The 18502-nt window shown below is 42.6% G+C and carries 12 protein-coding genes; 10 read left to right on the plus strand and 2 right to left on the minus strand.

The window, feature by feature from the left end:
• Complete coding sequence (locus C4F40_RS11210; protein WP_196939493.1) at positions 1-876, minus strand: AraC family transcriptional regulator; 876 nt, start codon at positions 874-876, stop codon at positions 1-3.
• A 633-nt stretch (positions 877-1509) separates the two neighbouring features.
• Here C4F40_RS11210 and C4F40_RS11215 point away from each other — a divergent pair.
• The 5 genes from C4F40_RS11215 to C4F40_RS11235 all read left to right on the plus strand — a co-directional run bounded on the left by C4F40_RS11215 (position 1510) and on the right by C4F40_RS11235 (position 11981).
• Complete coding sequence (locus C4F40_RS11215) at positions 1510-4773, plus strand: SusC/RagA family TonB-linked outer membrane protein (RefSeq protein WP_196939494.1); 3264 nt, start codon at positions 1510-1512, stop codon at positions 4771-4773.
• An 11-nt stretch (positions 4774-4784) separates the two neighbouring features.
• Positions 4785-6803, plus strand: a complete 2019-nt coding sequence (locus C4F40_RS11220; protein WP_196939495.1) for a RagB/SusD family nutrient uptake outer membrane protein — start codon at positions 4785-4787, stop codon at positions 6801-6803.
• Positions 6804-7052: 249 nt separating this feature from the next.
• On the plus strand, positions 7053-8786 hold the full coding sequence (locus C4F40_RS11225; protein WP_196939496.1) for a DUF5123 domain-containing protein: 1734 nt from the start codon (positions 7053-7055) through the stop codon (positions 8784-8786).
• A gap of 46 nt (positions 8787-8832) precedes the next feature.
• Positions 8833-10572: a DUF4957 domain-containing protein gene (locus tag C4F40_RS11230; RefSeq protein ID WP_196939497.1), complete on the plus strand. Its 1740-nt coding sequence runs from the start codon at positions 8833-8835 to the stop codon at positions 10570-10572.
• Between the two features lie 200 nt (positions 10573-10772).
• Positions 10773-11981, plus strand: coding sequence for an ATP-binding protein (locus tag C4F40_RS11235; protein ID WP_196939498.1), 1209 nt, complete (start codon positions 10773-10775; stop codon positions 11979-11981).
• 70 nt (positions 11982-12051) lie between these two features.
• On the opposite strand, the gene C4F40_RS11240 is transcribed toward C4F40_RS11235, so the two are convergent.
• Complete coding sequence (locus C4F40_RS11240) at positions 12052-13611, minus strand: pectate lyase family protein (RefSeq protein WP_231390025.1); 1560 nt, start codon at positions 13609-13611, stop codon at positions 12052-12054.
• A gap of 525 nt (positions 13612-14136) precedes the next feature.
• Here C4F40_RS11240 and C4F40_RS11245 point away from each other — a divergent pair.
• The 5 genes from C4F40_RS11245 (at position 14137) to C4F40_RS11265 (ending at position 18398) form a co-directional block, all read left to right on the plus strand.
• Positions 14137-14703, plus strand: a complete 567-nt coding sequence (locus C4F40_RS11245) for a Crp/Fnr family transcriptional regulator (RefSeq protein ID WP_196939499.1) — start codon at positions 14137-14139, stop codon at positions 14701-14703.
• Between the two features lie 240 nt (positions 14704-14943).
• Positions 14944-15741 (plus strand): DJ-1/PfpI family protein, encoded by a 798-nt coding sequence (locus tag C4F40_RS11250; RefSeq protein WP_196939500.1) that lies wholly within the window; start codon positions 14944-14946, stop codon positions 15739-15741.
• Between the two features lie 246 nt (positions 15742-15987).
• On the plus strand, positions 15988-16278 hold the full coding sequence (locus C4F40_RS11255; RefSeq protein ID WP_196939501.1) for a hypothetical protein: 291 nt from the start codon (positions 15988-15990) through the stop codon (positions 16276-16278).
• Positions 16279-16356: 78 nt separating this feature from the next.
• Positions 16357-16959 (plus strand): RNA polymerase sigma factor, encoded by a 603-nt coding sequence (locus C4F40_RS11260; RefSeq protein ID WP_196939502.1) that lies wholly within the window; start codon positions 16357-16359, stop codon positions 16957-16959.
• A gap of 206 nt (positions 16960-17165) precedes the next feature.
• Positions 17166-18398 (plus strand): FecR family protein, encoded by a 1233-nt coding sequence (locus C4F40_RS11265; protein ID WP_196939503.1) that lies wholly within the window; start codon positions 17166-17168, stop codon positions 18396-18398.
• Positions 18399-18502: the final 104 nt, after the last annotated feature.

Below are 18502 nucleotides of genomic sequence, written 5' to 3' on the forward strand. Positions count from 1 at the left end.
CTATGCCCGGTGTAAGTATTTCTTTTTGTAATCTAGTGGCGTCATACCAGTCACCCGCTTAAAGTGTCGGTAGAAGTTAGACACATTATTAAAACCGCATTCAAAACAGATCACTTCTGTCGGCAATTTGTTTTCAACCAGCAAACGGCAGGCGTGGCTGATACGGATTTCGATCAAAAAGTCGTAATACGTCTTTTTGGTCATCATCTTAAAATAGCGACAAAAGGACGTAACACTGAGGTTGGATATGCTGGCAACCTCCTCTAGGGATATATCATTTTTGTAGTTGGCATGTGTAAAGTTGAAGACATCATTCAGCCGGATGCTGTCTGCTTCATTAGAATGGTGAAAAGCGCTCTGCGTTTTCACGATCGTTTCGCATTCTTCACTTTCGGCAATGGTCTGCAGGATTTTCATGAGAGAAATAACCCGGCCCATACCCTCCTCTTGTACACATTCGCGCATTAGTTTGGCTACCGTTTCTTTCGTATCTCCTTTTAGGATTAGTCCACTTTTTGCTTTCTCGTATAGCTTTGGCAACAGGTACATCTCGGGCAATGTCAAAAGCTGCCTGCCTAAACAGTCTGGGAGAAACTGCATGACGATTGCTTCGATAGAATAGTCCGGGTTATTCTGATAATATTCTTCATTGCAACGCCAGGCATGGGATAGTTTTTCGCCCACTAAAATAATCTCGCCAGGGGCAAAACTGGTTATATTGTCTCCAATAAACCGAATCCCTTCCCCCCGGATTGTATAATGTAGCTCTAACTCGTCATGGTAGTGCCACACATTACCAAAGTTAGGCATGATATCATGTCGAGCTGAAAAAGAACTCTCATATTGTACCGGAACTTTTCTAAATAGTGGCTTCATAGATAGTTTCTCTCCTCTGTTTGTAAATCCTACAACTTCAAAATTAGTATATTTTTGCCATGAAAGTATTAATAACGAGAATATAATATAACAATTTGTGTAAAATTTTCTTGACGAATACGGCGTTTTTTTTTGCTACTTTTTTTTTATTCTCTTGTTTTTCAGTTGTTTGTTGTTTGTTTCGCTTTAAATGGCAAAGGCTGTAGTTGTATTTTGTTCTTTTTTAGTAATGGTAAGATGGTATAAAAAATGCTCATGGACGAAAGAAAGGAATAAAAATGGATTAGTTAATTGCCGGTTTTTAGTGCGTAAAAAGGGGCTCAGGTTGAATACACTTGAAACCCCTTTTTTTTTTCATCGGTCATAAGTACAAGTTTGGCTAAGATGGTACAGTAAAAGGATAAATATCGCTAATATAAGGGTTCGTTAGTTTCGTAATTTCATCCTAACAATTATAAACAGAACCATCTAATTAGAGAGATTTCTGTATTATTTATTAGAAACATTTTAGGTCATCGCGAAGTTGCAATGCACTTGAGGGATATAATCATATTTAATGATTTGGATACGTGCACGAGGGCTTTGTCAAGGACTGCAATTATAAACATATAGTTATTACTAATTAATTAAACTATGAAGCGTAAATTTCCTTTCAACACACGTCTTGTAAAGCGAAGCGCTTATTGGTTACCCATTTTTTTGGTTTTAGGTGTGCCTGCAGTAGGCGTCGCTTCCAAGGTGGTTTCCGATCTGGCGTATTCGCACAAGTTAATTAACGTAACCGGTAAGGTGGTCGATAAAGCGGGCAATCCCATAGCGGGCGCCACGGTCTTTATTAAGGGCAGTAAAACGAGTGCGGGCACCGATCAAAATGGTGTCTTCCGCATGAATTTACCTACAGGCAATGAGGTTTTGGTTGTTTCGTTTGTCGGCTATAAATCGCAAGAGATTGCCGTGGATGGCCGCGTTAACCTGAGCATTACACTAGAATCATCTGCAGACAATCTTGATGAGGTCGTGGTTGTCGGGTATGGGCAACAGAAAAAAATCCATTTAACGGGTGCTGTTGAGACGATCAGCGGCGAAGAATTAGAAGACCTGCCCGTGACCAACGTTGGCGCAGCGTTAGCTGGTAGAGTACTTGGTTTAAATGTTTCTGGCGGAGTTCGAAGACCTGGAGGACCGGCGACATTGCAGTTACGGAATCCAATGAGCGTCTCCAAAGACGGGGGTACTAATCAGCCCCTCTATGTGATTGACGGTATTATCCAAGTAACTTCGCAGGGAGCTCCTGACAATTCTCTTTTTAATACCTTGTCTCCGGCCGAAATCGAAAGCCTTTCCTTTTTAAAAGACGGTTCTGCTGCGGTATACGGAGCTAGAGGGGCCAACGGGGTTGTGCTCGTCACCACCCGAAGAGGAAAATCGGGGAAACCGATGATCAGTTATAACGGAAACTATGGGTTCATGGACGCCGCCTATCGGACGGAAATGATGTCTGCATATGATTACGCGAACTACATCAATATCATGAACGGACCCAACGGTGCAAATCGAAGTGCGGAAGATCCTAATTTCTTTTTTAGTCCCGATGAGGTGGAACATTTCCGCACGAGAAGCTTTGATTGGTTAGAGCCCGCTTGGAAAACGGCGCACAATACCAGTCATGCACTTAACATTAGTGGCGGAAGCGACCGCGCAACTTACTTTTCCAACGTGTCGTATGTCAATCAGGGCGGAAATCTAGGTTCCTTGGATTACGATCGATGGAATTTTCGTGCGGGGTCTAGCCTCAATGTTGCGGAAGGTTTGAAGTTAGATTTGCAGTTGTCTGGTAATGCCGAACAACAGGTTAAAACATTTAATAAATTGGGTGGAGAGAATGACGATAATGATTATCGTAATCTAATTACTATGCCGCAGTATATTCCGATGTATGTGGATGGTTATCCGGTCCGCCCGCCCGGCGGAGGAGGCTACCACTATTATGAGATCCTGAGGTTGAACAATCTTTCGGATGGCCGCCGGCGCAAGCTTTCGGTTAATGTGACGGCGGAATACAAATTGCCGTTTTTAAAAGAATTGACTGCGAGATTGAGCTATGGCAGCAATTTCGACAACGGGCGCACCGGTCGGATCGGTACTCACTATATGCTGTACCAGTTTAACCGTGCCGGAGCGAACCAGCATATTTACGATGAAGGAGCTACAGTAGGCAATGCTACGCGTATTAATAATGATAATAGGCTTTCTATTATCAATCAAAGTGGACAGAATAATCAGATTAACTTCTCCCTCAATTATGGCCGCAGTTTTGGAAAGCATAATGTCTCTGGGTTATTCCTTGTAGAACGTAGCGAGTCCGAATCGTACCAGGAGAATTTACTGCGTGACGATCCGCTCTCGGATACCAATGGGCAATTTAATTCCGCATTTGGTACTATCGACGGATCGACCACCCGATACGAAGCCGGTACCTTATCTTATGTCGGAAGGGCCAACTGGTCGTACGGTAATAAGTATATGGCAGAGTTCCTGTTCCGTTCCGATGCCTCCACGCGCTTTGCGCCGGAGAATTACTGGGGACAATTCTATACCTTATCCGGAGGTTGGGTGATTTCGGAGGAAAATTTCTTTAAGTCGTCTTTTGTTGATCTATTAAAGATTCGCTACAGCTTCGGAATCTTAGGCAAAGATGACACGCGCGCATGGCAATGGCGTCAGCGCTATACCTACCAGAATGGAAAAGGCGCGGTGTTTGGAGGCGACAACCCGGCGTCGATGGGTATGAAGATGGAGGTGTCGCCCAACCGAAATGCACGATGGAGCGATGATTATAAAAACAACTTAGGTATTGACGCTACATTTTTAAAGAGTCGGTTATCTACAACGGTAGAACTGTTTTACAACAGGGGTAGGAATATGTTGATGGAGCGTACTGCTACGGTGCCAATTACGGTAGGAGGAAGTATCGCGTCTGAGAACTTTGGGGAGATTGATATGTTCGGAACTGAATTTCAGGTTGGTTGGCGGGACAAAATCGGATCCGACTTCAATTATGGCGGTAGTTTCCGTTTTACCTGGTACGACAACAAGGTGCTTGTCGGCAATTTCAGCCCTCAGGATTTGATGTACCCTTGGAATCCGAAACCAGACAGGTCTAGTGATATAGGTGTTTGGGGATTTGATCATCTGGGAATGTTTAGAAGCCAGCAGGATATTGATGCATACGTTAATACATATAATATTACGTCGCTATTTGGCTTGCCGGTAGATCAGCTAAGACCCGGTATGTTGTACTATCGCGACGTGCGTGGCCCGTTGCAGGACGATGGTACATTTGCTGATCCTGATGGTATTGTGGATGAAAATGACCGGGTACAAATTTCCCGCAGACAGGCAGCGCCATACTTTATTGGTTCTACACTCAATGCTTCCTACAAGGGAATTAGTTTTGAGATGGTGATAGACGGTAGTTTCGGCGGGCACAGAGAGATGGAGGGCTTGATGCGACAGGCCATTCCGGGCAACATCTCCAGCTCGGTGGCTAATAAGCCGACTATTTGGAATGATATCTATGATCCCGAGCTTAATCCCGGAGGTAAGCTTCCTAATCCGCATTGGCTCACAGAAATGAATAATAATTCAGATGTGAATATCAATTCGCAGTTTTGGAAAGTAAATTCGTTGATGCTTCGGGTTAGAAATTTTAATGTAGGTTATACGTTACCACAGGCCATAATGAAGCCTTATGGAGTGGACAATGTGCGTCTATATTTTACGGCCCTTAATCCATTTTATATTTACAATCCGTATAGCTACCGAGATCCTGAGATAGAATTCGATGCGTATCCTGTTTTACGGTCATTTTCGTTGGGTTTAAACGTGAGGTTCTAATTATTACTACTATGAGAAAGAAAACATTAGCATATAGCCTGTTTGCAGCATTATTGGGGCTTTCCTTCCACAGCTGTAAGGATGATTTTTTGCAAGAAAAGAGAGATTTTACCGGTGTCAACGAAGATGTATTTCGTGTTCCCGAGATGGCCAAGGCCTATGTGGACTATATCTATGGTCTGATACAGCCCCCCAATGGAAACAATACGAGTTTGTACTGGGAGCTGGCGGCCGGTAATGCATTCCAGGCCACCACAGACGAAATACCTGGACAATCCGATTTTAATAGAGAGTGGCCGCAGATTTCTATAACCCAATCACACGCGTTGCAGTATTTCGGACAGCGCATGTCATCCAGCATTGCGAACAACTCATGGACGCGCATTCGGCAAATGAACTTGTTTCTACAGGAGGCCGATAAACATGGTTTAGACGAAGAGATTCGTGATTTGTGCAGGGGGCAGCTGTACTTTTGGAGGGCTTGGCAGTATTTTGATTTGGTGAAGATCTACGGGGGTGTCCCGTTGATATTGACGCCACAAGATCCGATTTCTTCGACGGGTTCTGAGAATTCGGTACCACGGAGTCCGACTTCGGAGTGTATAAAACAGATCTGTGCTGATCTTGATTCGGCAATTAATTTGCTGCCCGGGCGATGGGAAGGCAACGATTGGGGCCGGATTACGAGTGGCGCTGCGGCGGCATTAAAGGGGCGCGTTCTCTTGACTTGGGCGAGCCCACTTTTCAACCGAGCTGACGATAGAAACCGTTGGGAAGAAGCTTATCAAGCGAATCTAGCGGCAAAGCAATTGCTGGAGAGCAACGGTTTTGCGCTGTATACGGCAGGTACGGCGCCAGGCGAGGCCTGGGAAAAAATGTTCTTTGTAGAATCCGGAAATCCTGAGGCGGTCATGATTTATGGATTCAATTCAACTACTTCCGATCAAACGCGCAAAAACAACGGTTGGGAGCAGAATGCCCGTTCGAAAGAGATCTTAGGCGCTGGAGGTATCAGTCCGACAAAGCAATTACTAGATGCCTTTCCGATGAAAGATGGGAAGATGCCTGGACAATCTACCTATACGTATGATCCCAATAAGTTCTACAAAAATCGGGACCCCCGTTTTTACAAAACTTTTGCGTACAATGGCGCCCGCTGGCCATATCGGGAGAACCAGAATTTTATTCAGTGGACCTACCGCTGGTATAATGACTCCGGAGACTTGTCCGGAAATCCCAATGCTACTACGGAGACCGAAGGAGCCAATGCAAGTGGAATTTATTTGCGAAAGGGTACAGATCCGAATGGCTCTAATAGTCAAGGTAACTTTAACTTGAGTGGCACAGATGTGATGAAGATTAGGTTTGCAGAGGTATTGCTCAATCTGGGCGAGAGCGCTATCGGTACGGAACGGTTGTCGGAAGGTAAGGAAGCTATTGTCGAAATCCGCAAGCGTGCAGGTGTAGAGAACCTGGATGGAAGCTATGGTCTTTCCAGCGTGAGCTCCCGGGATGAGCATTTTGCCGCTATGTTGAACGAACGAAAGGTTGAATTTGCCTACGAAGGACATCGTTTCTGGGACTTACGGCGCTGGATGTTGTTTGAGGCAGGCAGTCCAACAGTAGCTCGGTTAGGATTTCAAGACCAGGTGCTGGATGGAAGCCGAAGAACAGGTCTGTTTGTAATAGTCAAAAATGCGGATGGTCAACGCTATAAAGCGACTCCTGACCCTTTGCGATCTACAGTAAACGGCAGCGCGCCAATTGTGGATCGGGAACCGGCTCAGTATCCGCCAGGCATTACAACTTTTGAAGAATATTTAGATTATCTATATAGTAATCATTTTGAAGTCGTAGAGAAAGACGATCTAGATCCGACTAATCCAGCCGATTGGACATTCCGATGGTACAATGAATATTATTTCTTCGGTCTGCATCAAAATATACTACTGGCCTCGCCCTATCTGCAACAGACAAATGGCTGGCCCGATTTAACCGGTGGGACAGGTACTTTTGATCCATTGCTGTAAACTAGCGTAAATCTACTTTGTAATTTAGTTTTTAAACTCCGTTACACGACTTGTCGTGTAACGGAGTTTTGTTGTGCAACATACTGATTGTCAGCTAATAAAGTATAGTAATGTGCTAATATGCTATAAAGGTGCCGCAGTGTAAAATAGTATATTTGACGGTATAGGCCTATGAAACATGTACGGCGCTGTCATCTACTGCAGTAGCGACACGTTGTATTTTTAAGTAACGATTATAAACAAATTTAGATGAGAACTTTATTACGAAAGAAAGGCTACGTTCCTTTCGTTTTTATGCTACTTTGGATTGCCGCATGTAAGAAGACGGATAGTCCAGTAAGCAACCTATCCGGCCCTATCGAAAATCTGCGGCATGTGGTGCAAGGTGAACATGTAAAAATCGCATGGGACCAGTCTTCTGAGTCCTTTACCCATTATGTAGTAGAACTCTCTCGGCTGGCCGATTTTTCCGTTCTCAATCAGAGCGTGACACTTGAGCATTCCGTTAATGAACATATCTTTTGGAAGTTGGATCGTGGCGAGGACTATTATTGCCGGATCAAGAAGGTCGATGAGGATACCGAAACCGACTGGGCAACGGTAGATTTTAATACCAGCGAAAGTAATATACTACTGCCAGTTGCACCTGAAGATCTTGAAGGAAAGACCGCCACGGTACGCTGGGATCCGATTTCTTCTGATGTGAAGCTCTCGAAAATCGTGCTAAAGCCCGTTTTAGGCGCAGCTAAGGAATACCCGCTAACGAGTTCCGACCTTAGTAACAAATCCGTTACCATTGAAGGCCTGGATGCCGACATGCAATATGATGTGCGCTTATACGACGGCGGCTTTGTCGTAGGTCGCACCGAATTTATCACGCTGGCCGTGCCAGAAAACGGGGTGTGGACGCTGTCTCCCCATAGTGATCTGTTGATGGCTATCGAGACCAGCGCGAATGGCGACCGGATCGTGCTAAGGCCAGGAGTCTACGATCTCAGCACCCTTATCCCTTCCATTCAGAACAAGTCTATTGCTATAGAAGGAGAAAACGCGGATGACCTCGCTAAGCTCTACGCCCGTAATTTCTTCCTTAATGGTGTAGAATCGGGCATCTCGTTTAAGAATCTGGAGATTTCAGGAACTCGGATAGATCGGTATAATCAAGAGCTATCGAATAGCCAGGATCACCTTTGGAACAATTGGTTGATATCGCTTGATGTAGCCTCTTCCGGCTTAGATGCCATCTCATTTGATAACTGTATTGTTCGGAACTACTGGTCGGGAATTTTCCAGATGAATGACACGAACAGACCGCCACACAAAGTGGGAAATGCCATTCGCATTAATAATTGTATCATACACGATATCGGTGGAAATAATGAATCCCCCACGCTGGCTATCAATGCTGCACAGGTACACAAATTCGAAGTATCTAATTCCACGTTCTATCGCACCAACCGTTTGTTTGTGAAAGTCGATGCAGAGCGTAACGCCGCTAATGTGGTTGATTTTGTCTTCAAAAACAATACTGTTAATGAAAGTTGGGCCGGAGGTTCTTTCGACTTCTTGGCGGTCAAGGCACCATCCAGGTTTTCATTTGAAAATAACAATCTAACCAACATGACGTCCGGCGGTAACTTCTTTCCCAATTTTGCGTATGTCCAAAATACGTTTAACAAGCGGTTGATCAATAGTAATTTTTTCAATGTGAAGTCGAAGTCGACGATCTACGGCAGTAATTCTTCGAATATGCCTGTACACAGCTGGGAATTGCGGCATCCAAATACGATGTGGAATGAGGTTGTTCCGGCATTCACCATGAATGATGGACAGCATCAAAATCCCAATTCCATCCGGGAGTATCCGGTTTCTTTCGATCCTGGCTATACTGATGTGGCTAACGGTGATTTTACGGTTTCCGCATCGAGTCCATTGCGGACGTTGGCACAAGGCAATGCTATTGGCGATCCGCGTTGGTGGTAGTAGAACAGATTGATAAAGATGATTACTAATAATAAAAGATAAACGGATGAAAAGATATATAACACAATTAATAACGCTCGTGCTGATATGCAGCACCATATTTTGGTCCTGTAAGAAGGATCCTGCTACAGGCGGAGGCATGCTGAGCGAAGCGCCGTCTAATATCACGTACATGGTACAGCAAACCAATGTCAAAATTAGTTGGACAAAGCCAGGAGAATCCTTTGATACTTATTTTCTGGAGCTCTCCAAGTTTGCCGATTTCTCGGTGATTGATCGGAGCGAGTTTGTCGACGCCGAGAATGAATCGGTGATTCTGCGCGGATTGGATCTCGCCGAAAATCATTATGTCCGCATCCGGACACAAAAGAGCACACCCGATTCGCAGTCGGATTGGGCGGAGGTGCGTATTACCACCAATCCTTCAGATATCCTAATGCCCATCGCCCGTGAGCATGTTTCCGGAACAAGCGTTACGGTGTCGTGGGATTTCCCGCACACCGATGAATCCACGTCGCAGGAAGTAAGTCATATTGTGTTGATTCCGGAATTTGGTACAACGCGGGAGATTAAACTTTCTGAACAACAGATTGCCGCAAAAACGACGAATATAGACGATCTGGAAAAGGATATGGCTTATGAGGTGCGCATTTATAATAATGCCTTTTTGCGAGGCCGGCAGGAATTTATTACAGGTGCAGAATCGGTGAACGGTGTCTGGACCTTGAGTCCACATAGTGATCTAAAAGATGCCATAGAACGAAGTGTGGATGGTGATCAGATCGTATTGAAAGCAGGCGTTTACGATTTCTGGAATGAAGAAATCATAGTCGATAACAAGCACATCAGTATCCAGTCGATAGGCGATGCCATCGATGCAAAGGTTTATGTAAAGAGTTTTGTGCTTAAAGGATCCGGAAATGCAGGTATTAGCTTTGCAGGGTTAGATCTATCCGGTACACGTGTCGATAGTTATAAGAAAGAGATTCCGAACACAGCCGATACGCGGTGGAACAGTTGGTTGATCCATGTGGATGGAGATGCGACAGGATTTGATGCGGTATCATTTGATAATTGCAAAATCAGAAGCTACTATACCGGTTTGTTGACGATAAACGAAGAGCAGGTGGGAAATTCAGTGTCCATTCATAATACCGTAGTCGGTTATATGGGAGAAGACGGGCAGCATGCGTTTATCAACGTAGGAGCGGCTCGTATCAAGGAAGGAAAGTTTACGAATTCAACGTTTTTCAAGACCAACAAGATGTTTATCAACGTAGATAGGGAGAAGAATTTGCAAAATGATATTGACTTCTTGTTTAAGAATAACACGGTCGATAATAGTTGGAATGCGATGGCATTTGATTTCAAAGCATCGAAGTTGCCGACTGTGGTGCGTTTAGAGAATAACCTGTTCTCCAATATCACCACTGCGGCCAATTTCTTCAACAACTTTGCGCAGGTGGCCAACGATTTTGACAAGCGCTTGATCAACTGCAATTTTTGGAATGTGCGGTCTAAAGCCACTATTTACGGAAGTAACTCTTCTAACATGCCTGTGTATAACTGGGAATTAAGGCATCCCAATAACCGATGGAATGAAGTGGTGCCGGCATTTGTGATGAACGATGCAAGCCATGCCAACCCAAATTCGATTAAAGAATACCCCATGGCTTTTGATCCGAAATACGAAAATGCGGAGAGTGGCAATTTCAAGATCGGAGCAGATAGCGAGCTGCGCGCTGCAGCTGGCGGTAATGCTATCGGTGATCCACGTTGGTGGTAAAAAAATAATGTTAGTTTTTATGGTGTTGTATTCGCCGGATAGCTCTTGCTATTCGGCGTTTTTATTATTAACAGCAGATTTCTGGAAGCTGTTATTTATGGTTATAACCCTAAATAAAGTTTTTTTCAGAAAGTTTTTATGGTTATAACCATAAAAACTTTTTATTTTTCTATATCTTTATGGGTATAACCCAAAAGATAATGATATTTAGAAAAAATTATATTAAACAGCTCAAAAAATTTATTGATAAGCCCCAAATCAAAGTAATTACTGGCATCAGGAGGTCGGGCAAGTCCACCGTGTTGGCCATTCTAAAAAATGAGTTAATGCAGTCTGGCGTGCCAGAGGAGAGAATTATCAGAATAAACTTTGAAAGTTTTAACTTCCAATCTTTAACAGATGCGAAATTATTATACTCCTATGTCCAGGAGAGAATAATAGGCAATAAAAGATTTTACATCTTGTTAGATGAGATTCAGGAGGTGAATGATTGGGAAAAAGTAATTAATGCTTTTTTGGTGGATTTTGATGTGGATATATATATTACTGGTTCTAATTCGAACCTTTTATCTTCCGAATTGTCTACTTATTTAGCAGGGCGATATGTCGAAATTTCAATTTACCCGTTATCTTTTAGCGAATATCTTGAATTTAAAGCAGAATATTTCCCTTCAGATTCTAATCGTGACTTTACATATTACTTGAGAATGGGAGGCTTTCCAGTAATTCATACTGTGAATTATGACGAGGAATCTGCTTACAAAGTTGTCCATGATATTTATTCTTCTGTTATTCTACGAGATACCGTACAGCGGTACAAGATTAGAGATGTCGAATTGTTAGATAGAGTTATAAAATATGTGTTTGACAATATAGGGAATACGTTTTCGGGCAAAAATGTCGCTGACTATTTTAAAAGTCAGCATCGTAAAGTAGATTTGAATACCATTTATAATTATCTCCATGCACTGGAAGGAGCTTTCGTTATATATAGAGTACCACGTTATGACATAAAAGGCAAGGAAATATTAAAAACACAGGAGAAATTCTTTGTGAGCGATGTTTCTTTGATATATGCAAATTTGGGGTTTCGCGATAGAATGATTGCTGGCATATTAGAGAATTTAGTTTTTATTGAACTTAAACGGCGCGGTTATAAGGTGTTTATTGGAAAACTAGATACGGTTGAAATTGATTTTGTTGCCGAAAAGTTAGGACATAAGCTGTATGTCCAAGTTGCTTACAAACTGGAAAGCGAGTCGACGGTGAAACGTGAATTTTCACCATTATTAGCAATCGAGGATCAATATCCAAAATATGTTGTTACAATGGATGATTTTTGGAAGGATGATATTGAAGGAGTAAAACACCTTCACATAGCAGATTTTCTGCTCGATGAGAGTATATAGCATAAAAAGCCTAATCTTTTTTGAGATTGGGCTTTTTACATTTTTATCGTCGATTCCTCGAGATGCGTAATTAACTTATTGTGTCAACGTTGTTACCTAGATTGCGGTAGTTGATTTTTTCCTGGGGGTTCGTTCCATTCAGGTATTCCTCCACATTGGTATACCCATCACCATCAGAATCGATCGTACCATCGCTCGGGTCGTTAGGGTTTAGGCCGTGTTTGATTTCCCACGCATCAGGCATGCCATCGCCATCGCTATCGACAGGAACTTGAGCCGGGTCGAACGTTAGGTTAGGATATCCACCTACCTCGGCAACGTCTTTGATGATACCTGTTGCTGTCGTTGGCCTTCCAGAGCGGACCGTCTCTACTACACGGGTGTCTACTGCGTCGCGTTTCGGCAATGTTGCACCAGCTTTTGCAAGAACCGATTCGAATGCAACTTCGGCAGTCTGGTGAGGAGCCACCGGCCAACCTTCGAATGGTGTATAAACACGAGCAAACTTTTCGGACTCACTTTCATCGGGAATAATAGACCCTTTGGTTTCCTTTGTACGTATCCCAGCCCAGTTGTTGTTCGTTACTTCATCGTTGCCATGCATAACATTACCAGCCACATACCATTTCCCAGGGCGGTTTGGTTCTTTAGGATACCATTCACCTTCACGCCACGCGCTACCGGGAGAGTACATGCTGCGTTGTTCGATACGTGCAAATATAGCACGCATGTTGTCATTCGTCGCCGGCCCTGGTTTGTAATAGTTGTTGATCACATTGATCGTTGACGTTTCATCACCACCATCCATCGTACGGTGGCGCCAATTAAACACGACATTATACCGATAATCAAAAGGCCCGGACATGCCTATCGACGGGTTTCGTGCGGTGTTGCTCGCAAATAAGTTGTGGTGGAAGGTCGATGGATTTCCTCCCCATGTACCACCAAATGCGTGCCCTCTGGCATCAAGCGCCTCACTGGAGATGGTCCATTGAATAGTAATATTTTCTGCAGGATCTTTGATCTGCGTGCTACCGTCGAGCGATGGCCTCATGTGCCGGTAGAGCGAGATGTTCTCGTCCATACCCCAGCTTGTCGAACAATGGTCGATTATAATGTGGTGGTGTGGGTTTCCACCGATGTTATCATCGCCTTGTCCTCCGACAGGCACACCGCGACGTACGCGTAGGTGTCGGAGTATCACATTGTGCGTGTTGATATTCAACGTACCGGCTATACAAATTCCGTCACCGGGTGCAGATTGCCCTGCAACGGTGATATCAGGATGATTGATGTTCAAATCACCATCGACCTTAATGGTACCCGCCACTTTGAATACCACAATACGAGGACCCTCGGCTTCCAATGCGGCGCGTAAGCTTCCGGTACCGCTATCGTTAAGATTAGTCACAGCAATCACTTGGCCACCACGTCCGCCTGTGGTAAACATACCGCCTCCCCATGCTCCTGGGAATGCGGGGATCGCACCTTCAGGCAATCGCGGCGGATGCGGTGGTATTTGTCCAGATGCAGCTTGTCCGTGCTGCGCATATGCGTCTATGGTTGGACATAAGGAAGCGACTGTAAGCAGCCCTGCCATCATAATTTGATAGGATGTTTTCATTTTCATGTTATTCGTAGTAGGATGTTATCATTTGTTTATAAATTGTACTTAAATATACAATAAGCGCAAATAAATAAATGTAACAATTATGTTTAACACGTTGTTATGTCGATAATAAAAGAGATCAACACCATCGTTTAGATTCTTGATGCATCTATTATTGCCTGCTTTATTAAAGAGGTGAGAAAACTTTTTGATGTCAATATAATACAATAAAAGGAAAACTTTATACAATAGATCTTAGAGGTTACAGTCTTGTTTGCAGCATCAACTATTTACTTGTCAATAAAGCATTCCAACAGCAGAACGGGCAAAAAAAGGCCTAACTGCTAAGATCGGTTTTGTATTCGGTTTTGTATAATGCGGGTGGAGGTGTGTAATTCAACGTCAGCTTTTTATACCTTTGTGCTGTATTGAACGTTAGTGCTCTTAACTTCCCACTTTGATGTTACCCAATCCCTTAGATGCAAGTCGAGCAGAAAGAATGACAAGAAGTGACATAACAAATAGAACGAAACTTACCTAATAAAGATGGATGAACTGGAGATATACTTGAGGAAGCTTGTCCCTTTTACCGAACGTGAAATGGAAGTCTTTACCGCTCTGTTTTCTGAAACCAAGCTTAAAAAGAACGAATATTTTGCTAAAGAAGGAGAATTTTCGGTAAAGATAGCCTTTGTTTCAAGCGGGGTAATGCGTGCATTTTTTCGCAATGGATCAGGAAACGAATACAATAAAACCTTCTTTACGGCTTCAAATTTCGTGGCCGCATATTCATCAATAACAACAAAACAGCGGAATTTAATAAATATTCAGTGTCTCACTGACTGCATACTGTTTGTGGCTGATTTTAGACAAATCACCTCGCTTTATGAAAAATATCCAAAATTTGAAAGCCTCGCCCGGATCATTGCAGAATACAAGTTTGCCATCAAAGAAAAAAGAGAGATAGAACTTGTCACCATTGAAGCAACAGAACGCTACGAAATTTTCAAAAAAGAGCACCCAGATTTAGAAAACCTCATCAACCAATACCATATTGCCTCCTATTTGGGCATTACACCAACCCAACTGAGCCGTATAAGAGCCAAAAGGTAAAATCTTTACATATGTAAATGCTTTCAGGTTTTATTCTCGTGAAATTTGCTTTAACGATCACGAGTATGAAACTGAACAACAACAAAATCCTGATTACAGGAGCTTCCTCCGGAAGGCGTATCAAACTAATAGATACGAGGTAAATATTCATAACTTAAAACTTTTGAGAATTATAAACAGGATCAGTCCAAAAATAGCGGATAGCATAATGAAAGGTATTACAATTTAAAAACATATAATATGAAAATCAGGACTTTAATAATAATGGTGCTGCTGTCCTACACAGTTTCCGCACAGAACAACAACGTATTATTCGTGATGAGTGCTGCAGATACATTACCGTTAAACAACGGCAAGAAACTTCGGCAGACCGGTGTGTTTCTGAATGAGCTTTATCTTGCCTATCAATCGGTAACAGAAGCCGGCTATGCCGTTGAGTTCGCAACCCCGAACGGAATCGCTGCTACCGTGGATGAAGAAAGTGTAAACGACAAGTATTGGAAAAATAATTTGGACGTAAAAAATAAGGCGTTAACATTTGTTGCAACAGATAGCCTGTTTAATAACCCCATCACGCTCGAGGAGGCCATCGAAAAAAGAATTGATTATGCAGGCTTGATTATTCCAGGCGGACAGGGCTTAATGGTAGATCTTAAAGAGGATATTAACATTCCCGTTTTGTTGAAGTACTTTGCAGTAGCAAATAAACCGACTGGGCTTATTTGCCATGCGCCAAGTCTTATCTTAACGATACCAAAGGAGGAAAATCCGTACTTAGGATTTAAAGTTAATTCAGTTTCGCCATTTGAAGAATTTGTTATTGAGCGCTTTATCATGAAAGGGAAACCAGAAAGCAGAAAAATAGCGAAACAGTTAAAGAAAATGGGACTAAAATACAGGCGCAAGTTGCCAAAATCAAACTTTGCCGTGAAAGACAGAAATTTGGTGACCAGCCAGAATCCATTTTCCGGAGCTGCGTTTAACAGATTATATTTAGAGGCATTGACGGAATATCGGGAAAAGGCAAACAAGAAATAACTTATCATGTCTCTACTACACACCCCCACTACCGTCCGCTTTTCGTTGCCGTATAGAAGCACCTTACTTTACATCTTTGTCTTTTTATACAGCTGCACGCTTCGCTTGGATATACTGCCATTTGCGGTAAGGGGGAAGATTAAATGCGCAATGTGCGTGTAATACAGAACACATAATTAGGAATAAAATTTTGAATAATAAATTGATAATGATTAATTTAGTATCTGTAATCAATTTGCTATACTTATGGATGTATCGTTAAATATACACCCGCCATGTAAAAAAGTGTCTTTTGACAACAAACAATTTGCAACGGTAAGATCTAAGGAAATAAATCAAGAAGATGATGTAAAAAGCCAGGGTTTGCATTTTCGGGCTTATCGGTGCCCCGTGTGTTCCAAATATCATTTGACGAAGATGGAAATGGCGCTAGCACGCTGGATTAATGACATTGCTTACCGCAACCAGCTTCGGGAGGAGGCCTTTGTAAGACGTGAAGTAGCCTATTATAACAGGCGCAATCGCATTCGGGAATGAAATATGTTAAATTAGCTTGCATCACTCCTACTTTGATTTCATTAGATAATTTTGTAGTTTTGGTATTGCTAATAACTTATGATGCCACTCACGATTCAAGATGATAAGGATTTGCTTTCTAGACTAAAGAGAGGTGATCATAATGCTTTTCAGGAACTTTATTGTCAGTACGCGCCGGTAATATATAGCCGTCTAAAGAAATTGATCCACCACCAAGAGTGGGTCGAAGAACTACATCAGGAAGTATTTCTCAAAGTGTGGGAGAATCGGGCTAAAATCAACGATGATGTGCCTTTTCAAGCGATTCTCTTTCGGACGGCAAAAAGTCTTGCCATAGATTTTTATAGAAAGGCAATTCGTGATAAGAAGATGCAAGAACAGTTGATCGATATAGTGACCGAGTATTATGTATCGGATCCTTCTTTTGAAGACAGTGAGATCAACAAGTCCCTGTATTGTGCCATAGAAAAACTACCTCCACAGCGCAAAAGGGTTTTTTCATTGATTAAATTGGAGGGGAAACGTTACGAAGAGGTAGCTAAGGAGTTGGATATCAGCCTTAGTACCGTCAAAGACCACATGGCCAAAGCAATGGCTTTCCTCCGTGACGAACTTACAAAAAAACAACTCAGCCTTCTCCTATCAACTTTTTTGATGGAGATATATAAAGTTTTTTCTTAAGCAAGAGATTTTAATTCCCTTTTTTTGGTGTTGTAACACTTTCATTCATAGCCTTATATGTAAGTGTGTTTACATTTAGTCTGTCTTCTCTAGAAACTCGCGTGATCCAAAAGATAGAAAAATTAAATTATTTTCATTCCCGAGCAGAGACTTTTTGATATTTCTTCGAATATGTATTTATAAGCAGTCGCAATTGCTGACACATTATGATTAATTATAAGGAACTATATACCCGATTTTTAAACTGTCAATGTTCAAAAGAAGAAGCCAAACTACTTTTGGAGCACTTTCGATCCGAAGAAGGAGATATGGAGTTGGTCGCTTTGATCGAATCGAGGTTGGCGGAGGAAACGGACATAACAGAACTTGCTGCGGAAGATCAGCAGATCATATCCCTCATCGGTCGGCGAATAGAAAAAGTTACCCAAAGAAGATACCCTAGATTGAAAAGATGGTTGCCGTACGTTGCCGCAGTGTTGCTTGCCGGCATAACATTGTCAGGATTACTGTGGGGAACGTATATCTCTAGCTATTTTATGAATGAACGTCCCATAGATGTTGCCTCAGATGATATTCTCCCCGGAGGCAACCGTGCTACGTTGCATTTAGGCGATGGTCAGGTAATTGCGCTGAATGAAGATCAAAATAAAATCATTTTGGGTGAGGATCATATTACTTATGGAAACGGAGCTATTCCTGTTTTTGGGCAACATGAATTCCGTTCCTCTTCGTTTTCTGATACGTTGACATTGACCACGCCAAGAGGAGGAACCTACCAGGTCACTTTGCCCGACGGGTCTAATATCTGGCTCAATGCAAATACTACCTTAAAATATCCGACAAGATTTCGCCAAGAGCAGCGGGTGGTCTTTCTGGAAGGTGAAGCTTTTTTTGAAGTTGCTGCCCAGTTTTCACGCCAGTCAATGCATAAATATAGGATCCCGTTCAAAGTAATCTCTCATGGACAAGAGGTTGAGGTGCTGGGTACAAAATTCAATATATCAGCCTACAAGGAAAATATGCATATGCAAACCACACTAACCGAAGGGAAAGTAAGGATAGGAATCCATAGTTCTAGACCTGTGTCCAGCTCGCCGACAAAAAATGTTATGCTGATGCCAGGGCAGCAAGCTGTAGTGTACGATCAGGCTATTGAAGTGAAAAACGTAGATACAGAACCATACATAGCCTGGAAAGATGGATTTTTCCATTTTGATCATGTTTTGCCAAAGGTGGCCATATCCGAATTGGCTAGATGGTATGACCTGGACGTGACGTACGAAGGGAGCGTGCCTGAGGTAAGAATTTTTGGAATCGTAAGCAGGGATAAGCCTTTGCATGCTGTCTTGAAATCTTTGGAAAAAAGTGGATTAGCTTTTAAGCTTGTACGGTCATCCGGAAGGAATAAACTAATTATTCTAGGGGAAGATAGATTATAAACCAATTGTAAAACTAAAAAAGGAGGGGGGTTATGTAAAGAATGAACTGATTATCAATCCATTAAGGTCCATTCACAAAAAAAAGCGGATGATGCTTGCTACAT

This window comes from Sphingobacterium pedocola (assembly GCF_015209965.1).
Classification (GTDB): Bacteria; Bacteroidota; Bacteroidia; order Sphingobacteriales; family Sphingobacteriaceae; genus Sphingobacterium; species Sphingobacterium pedocola.